This window comes from Mycobacterium sp. (genome assembly GCF_032162105.1).
In the GTDB taxonomy this organism is placed as follows: domain Bacteria; phylum Actinomycetota; class Actinomycetes; order Mycobacteriales; family Mycobacteriaceae; genus Mycobacterium.
Genome location: NZ_JAVRPS010000118.1, coordinates 1 through 4,601 on the forward strand (window position 1 = coordinate 1; position 4,601 = coordinate 4,601).

Consider the following 4,601-nt stretch of genomic DNA (forward strand, 5'->3'; position numbering starts at 1 on the left):
ATCGGGTGCCGAAGCTGTGTGCCGAGGGGTTCGCGCTGCACGGGCCGGGGATCGACCTTGACCTGGAGCAGTTCGAGCAGATGATGACCGTTCGGGTCGCGGCGTCGTATGAGACGCGGCATCAGTGGAGCAACCTGCGGGTCCTCGATGTCGATGGCGATGCCGTCGACGTCGCGTTCGTGATGTGCGTTCATCGCCGAGACGAGGGCGCAGAGCTCACCACGCGTACGATCGCTGACTTCGCCGACCGCTGGGCAAGGACGCCGGATGGCTGGCGCCTCGCGTCCCGCACGATCACACCCGTCCTCGACGCGCCGTCGGCCTAAGCCCGTGCAGCTCTTTCAGACGACTTTGGGTGCGGGCCGCCGCGACGGCGACGAGCTGGTCGTCCTTGACGGGACGGCCGACGTCCTCGCGTGGGCCATGTCCGACGACATCTCCGGCGCACCGGGCAAGGAGCGAGTCGCCCTGTCCGACGCGGTGCTGCTCGCTCCGACGGTGCCGGCGCAGATCGTGATCGTCGGGCTCAACTACCGCTCGCATGTGGAGGAGATCGGTCAGCCGGTGCCCGAGGCGATGATGTTCTTCGTCAGCGATCGCGTCGAGGCCGCCGCGGGACCCGAGACTCCGATCGTGCTGCCGGCCGAGGCGCCGGCCCAAGTGGACTACGAGGGCGAGGTCGCCATCGTCATCGGTCGAGAGGCCCGCGACATCGACCCGGCGTTGGCCTGGACCTTCATCGCCGGGGTCACGGCGGCCAACGATGTGACCGCCCGGGACGTGCAGATGGCGGGGCTGGCCAGCGGCGACTACACGACCGCCAAGTCCTTCCCGTCGTTCAAGCCGCTTGGTCCCGGGCTGATCACCGGTGACGAGGCGCGCGGGACGTTGTCGATCACGACGACGGTCAACGGCCAGGTGCGCCAGGAAGCAGATACCGACGAACTGATTTTCGCCATACCCGAGATCGTCGCCACCGTTTCCAAGACCGTCGCGCTGCACGCTGGCGACGTGATTCTGACCGGGTCACCTGCTGGTGTCGGACTCGTCAAGGCGCAGTTCCTTTCGCCCGGCGACGTCGTCGAGATCATCGTCGGCGTACTACCCCCACTTCGGAACGAGGTCGCCGCCGCGCCGGCTGACGAGAAGCGTCCATGACGGTCGGCCAGCCCGACCTCGCCCGCGGCACCTGAACGCGACCACGACAGGAGCCGTGCACGGATGACCGAACGGCCGGAGTTGCTCGACGCGACCGATGAGATGATCGACGACGCGGTGAAGTACGCCGATCCCATGGTGCTACGCGGTCTCCTCTACCAACTCACCGGCGACCAGAGCCTGCAGGCCATCGAAGTCACGTCGATGCAGTTCGGTTTCCTCGAGGCGCAGATACCGGCGAGTCGGGCGGCGGCGGCGCTGATTCAGGCCAAGGCCGCCGAGTTCTTGAAGGCTTACCGTGACCGAGGGGCCGGTGACATGTCCATCGGCCCACAGACGCGTCTGCAACGCAGCCTGAGCCTGGCCGCCGGAGTCGACATACCCGACACAGAAATCGACATGTGGCTCGAGCAGCTGGCTTTGGACCCGTGGGCGCGGGGTCACGTCTGGCACGAGCGGCGGCCCTCCCCAGAACGCCTCCAACAGTTCTCGGTTGCGGTGATCGGCGCCGGTATGGGCGGGCTCAATGCCGCCGTCCAGTTGAAGCATGCGGGAATTCCGTTCACCCTTCTCGAGAAGAACTCCGGGGTGGGGGGGACGTGGTACGAGAACCGCTATCCCGGCGCCCGGGTCGATTCACCCAGCCGCGCCTACACCCACATCTACGGCGTCGACTTCGCACTCCCCGGTGCCTTCTCAGAGCAGGCGGCCAACGAGAAATACTTCAACTGGGTCGCTGACCACTTCGACGTCCGCAAGCACATCGAGTTCGACACCGAGGTCACCTCGCTGATCTGGAACGAGGACGAGGCGGTCTGGGATATCCGAGCGGAAGGTCCCGATGGAGACCGCCGATGGCGAGCGAACGCGGTGATCAGCGCAGTGGGATTCCTCTCGCGCCCCAACGTTCCCGACATCGAGGGACTCGACGAATTCGCCGGCTCCACCTTCCACACCGCCCGCTGGCCTCACGGCGCCGACCTCACCGGGAAGCACGTCGCGGTCATCGGCACCGGATGCACCGGTTATCAACTGGTGCCCGAACTGGCCAAGTCGACCGGTCACCTCTTTGTCTTCCAACGCACACCCAGTTGGTGTTTCCCGGTTCCCGGATATCTGGCCACCTTCCCCCCGCAAGTGAGCTGGCTGGATCGCAACATGCCGTTCCACACCAACTTCATGCGCTTCCGCTCCAGCTGGCCCTTCGGGCCGCAAGGCATGATGCGCGCATTCGAGATCGATCCCACATTCGACGACCCGCACACCAGAAGCGCGTTGAACCACGAAGTCCGTGAAGGCCGGCTCCAGTTTCTGCGCAAGAAGTTCGCCGACCGCCCCGAACTCGTCGACAAAATGCTCCCCACCGCGCCGCCAATGTCATCGCGACCGGTGCTGATCGACAACAAGAACAGCATCTACGACGCGATACTCAGACCCGACGTCACACTGGTAACCGATCCGATCCGACGCATCACAGCGACCTCGATCGAGGTCGAAGGCAACATTGCCTACCCCGTAGACGCCATCGTCTTGGCAACCGGCTTCAAGGCAAACGACTTCCTGTGGCCGATGGAGCTTCACGGGCGCGGGGGCACGGGTGTCGAGGAGCTGTGGGAGAAGGACGGTGCCCGCGCCTACCTCGGCACGATGCTGCCCGGATTCCCCAACTTCTTCATGCTCTACGGACCCAACACCAACGCCACCGGCGGCCTCGGCATCGTCGACGTCGAAGAACTCGTGACCAGATTCATCCTCGGGTGCCTCGCGCACCTGATCACGGACGAGAACCGGTCCGTGGAGGTGACCCTGGACGCATACCGGCGATACAACGACGAACTAGACCGCGCCGAAGCCACAAAAATGTACACGGATCCCCGCGCACAGAACTACTTCAAGAACGAACACGGCCGATCAGCCGGCAACCTTCCGTTCGATATACGAAGGATGTGGCGATGGCTCCGCAACCCGGCCGATGCCCGTGCCGCTTCTGAGCGGCAGGCCGCTGGTGAGACGGCGGCCGACTGCGCCGTCGTGCCACAGTTCGGCCACGACCTCGTGGTGCGGTGAACGCGCGGTTCGGCGTCAGAAGCCGGGTTCGAGCTCGACGCCGAAGGAGTTCAGGGTGAAGGCGACGATGTGGTACTGGCCCACCAGGATCGGCAGCTCGATCAGCTGCTTCTCGTCGTAGCGAGCTGCGAGCGTGGCCCACGTCGTGTCGCTGATGTGGCTGTCGTGGTGGAGCTCGTCGGCCGCGGTCAGCAGGGCGGCGTCGTCGCTACTCCAGCTCTCGTCGGTCGGGCCCCTGCGGACGCGCGGGATCTCCTCATCGGTTAAGCCAGCCTGTTTGCCGATCACGACGTGGTGGGCCCACTCGTAGTGCGCGTGGCAGTTCGAGGCGGTGCGCAGGATGAGCAGCTCGCGATCACGATGGGGGAGTAGCGAACCGTAGAGGAGCCCGCTCGACAGCGGCGCCCACAGGCGGAACAACTGGGGGTGGCGCAGGAGCGTGGTTACGACGTTGCTCGCCCCGGTCCCGTCACGTTTGATCCTGTCGAGGAGGTCGGCGTGCTCCGCCTCTAGCTGGTCGGCAGGCAACGGTGCGATGCGCGGTCCGGTCATTGGCTGACGGTACAAGGAACTGGGTATTGCAAGCAACTGGCGTAACCATGTAACTTGCATATGGTGGGCAAATCGCCCCACGCACCAATGGCCATCCATCCGAGGAGCCCCCATGGCTAGGACCCTGCCGACCGAGCCGGTCGCGCCCTACAAGCTGGCCCACGCGGTGCTGCGCACCGCCCATCTGGACGAGACGATCCGCCACTACGAGATGCTGCTCAATGCCCGGATGGTCTTCGACCAGCGCCCCTACGGGGCTGCGATCACCTATGACGAGGAGCACCACCGCCTCGCGTTTGTCGCCGTGCCCGAGCTGGCCGACAAGAGCGCGGGCGAGGGCCTCCGCGTCGCCGACGCCACGGGCGCGGTCGGGGTGGACGTCGCCATGGCCCCGGGCCTCGAGCACCTCGCGTTCGTCTTCGAGTCAATGGGCGCGCTCCTCGGCATGTACGTGCGGGCCAAGGCGGCGGGCTTCAAGCCGGTGTACTGCATGAACCACTGCGCAACGGTGAGCATTTACTACGCGGATCCTGACGGCCACAAGAACGAGATGATGGTCGAGGCGATGCCGATGGAGCTCGCCGACGAGTGGATCCACAGCCCGGAGTTCGCCGTCAATCCGGTCGGCTGGCCCTTCGACCCTGAGGACCTGCTAGCTGGCTACGAGGCCGGAATGCCGCTCGCCGAGCTGATGACGATCGGGCGCGAGCAGTACGCTCCGGATTTGACCGCCGCCAGTTAGCGCCGTGAAGGGAATCGTCTCGGGCAGTCCGCTGCGATCGAGGCCAAGTCGGCACCGGGAGCACGCCAATGTCCATCCCCTA

The 4,601-nt window shown here is 65.5% G+C and carries 5 protein-coding genes; 4 read left to right on the forward strand and 1 reads right to left on the reverse strand.

Going from position 1 to position 4,601, the window contains the following annotated elements:
* From QOC69_RS05795 to QOC69_RS05805, 3 genes are all read left to right on the forward strand, one after another.
* The coding region (locus QOC69_RS05795; RefSeq protein WP_526437295.1) for a nuclear transport factor 2 family protein at positions 1–326 on the forward strand (326 nt) is incomplete at its 5' end.
* A gap of 4 nt (positions 327–330) precedes the next feature.
* Positions 331–1,158 carry a fumarylacetoacetate hydrolase family protein gene (locus tag QOC69_RS05800; protein WP_526437297.1) on the forward strand — a complete coding sequence of 276 codons (828 nt, stop codon included), beginning with the start codon at positions 331–333 and terminating at the stop codon, positions 1,156–1,158.
* 63 nt (positions 1,159–1,221) lie between these two features.
* Positions 1,222–3,225 carry a flavin-containing monooxygenase gene (locus QOC69_RS05805; RefSeq protein WP_526437299.1) on the forward strand — a complete coding sequence of 668 codons (2,004 nt, stop codon included), beginning with the start codon at positions 1,222–1,224 and terminating at the stop codon, positions 3,223–3,225.
* A gap of 15 nt (positions 3,226–3,240) precedes the next feature.
* Here QOC69_RS05805 and QOC69_RS05810 read toward each other — a convergent pair whose 3' ends face one another.
* Positions 3,241–3,777, reverse strand: a complete 537-nt coding sequence (locus QOC69_RS05810) for a carboxymuconolactone decarboxylase family protein (protein WP_526437302.1) — start codon at positions 3,775–3,777, stop codon at positions 3,241–3,243.
* 112 nt (positions 3,778–3,889) lie between these two features.
* On the opposite strand from QOC69_RS05810, the gene QOC69_RS05815 reads away from it, so the two are divergent.
* The gene (locus QOC69_RS05815; protein WP_526437304.1) at positions 3,890–4,519 is read left to right on the forward strand and encodes a VOC family protein; all 630 of its coding nucleotides are present in this window, start codon (positions 3,890–3,892) and stop codon (positions 4,517–4,519) included.
* Positions 4,520–4,601: the final 82 nt, after the last annotated feature.

Coding starts and splice junctions, on each gene's coding strand:
- QOC69_RS05815 (WP_526437304.1), top strand. CDS start 3,890: ATGGCTAGGACCCTGCCGACCGAGCCGGTCGCGCCCTACAAGCTGGCC.
- QOC69_RS05810 (WP_526437302.1), bottom strand. CDS start 3,777: ATGACCGGACCGCGCATCGCACCGTTGCCTGCCGACCAGCTAGAGGCG.
- QOC69_RS05805 (WP_526437299.1), top strand. CDS start 1,222: ATGACCGAACGGCCGGAGTTGCTCGACGCGACCGATGAGATGATCGAC.